The 987-nt window shown below is 56.8% G+C and carries 1 rRNA gene; it reads right to left on the bottom strand.

Annotated features, from left to right (window positions below):
- A 23S ribosomal RNA gene (locus tag AC1TQG_RS27765) occupies window positions 1–987 on the bottom strand; the annotation flags it as partial.

The following is a 987-nucleotide window of genomic DNA, read 5'->3' as shown; positions in this document are numbered from 1 at the left end:
TGTGTTCCGGATTTGCCTAGAACACGCCCTACAGGCTTACACCAGTACAACCACTGACTGGCCCCACTACCTTCCTGCGTCACCCCATCGCTTGACTACTACCAACCAAGGTCCTGCGCATAGGATTCCAGGCCACCCGAAGGCGGTAAGGAACATTCTGGGCAGTTAGTACAGCTGATTCATCACGGGCGCGACTACACGGGTACGGGAATATCAACCCGTTGTCCATCGACTACGCCTGTCGGCCTCGCCTTAGGTCCCGACTCACCCTGGGCGGATTAGCCTGGCCCAGGAACCCTTGGTCATTCGGCGGCGAAGTTTCTCACTTCGCTTTCGCTACTCATGCCTGCATTCTCACTCCCACACCCTCCACACCTGGATCACTCCGATGCTTCCATGGATGCAGGACGCTCCCCTACCCACCCACACCACTGCTCAAGTCCCCGCAGGAACAAGAGAATGTATTGTGTGAGTGCCGCGGCTTCGGCGGTGTACTTGAGCCCCGCTACATTGTCGGCGCAGGATCACTTGACCAGTGAGCTATTACGCACTCTTTCAAGGGTGGCTGCTTCTAAGCCAACCTCCTGGTTGTCTTCGCGACCCCACATCCTTTTCCACTTAGTACACGCTTAGGGGCCTTAGCCGGCGATCTGGGCTGTTTCCCTCTCGACTACGAACCTTATCGCCCGCAGTCTCACTGCCGCACTCTGACTCACTGGCATTCGGAGTTTGGCTGACGTCAGTAACCTTGTAGGGCCCATCGGCCATCCAGTAGCTCTACCTCCAGTGAGGAACATGCGACGCTGCACCTAAATGCATTTCGGGGAGAACCAGCTATCACGGAGTTTGATTGGCCTTTCACCCCTACCCACAGCTCATCCCCTCCATTTTCAACTGAAGTGGGTTCGGTCCTCCACGACGTCTTACCGTCGCTTCAACCTGGCCATGGGTAGATCACTCCGCTTCGGGTCTAGACCCGGCGACTCA

The sequence above is a fragment of the Williamsia sp. Y844 genome (assembly GCF_056786475.1).
Note: the sequence above shows the minus strand (reverse complement) of the source record. Positions and strands in the feature narration are given on the sequence as shown.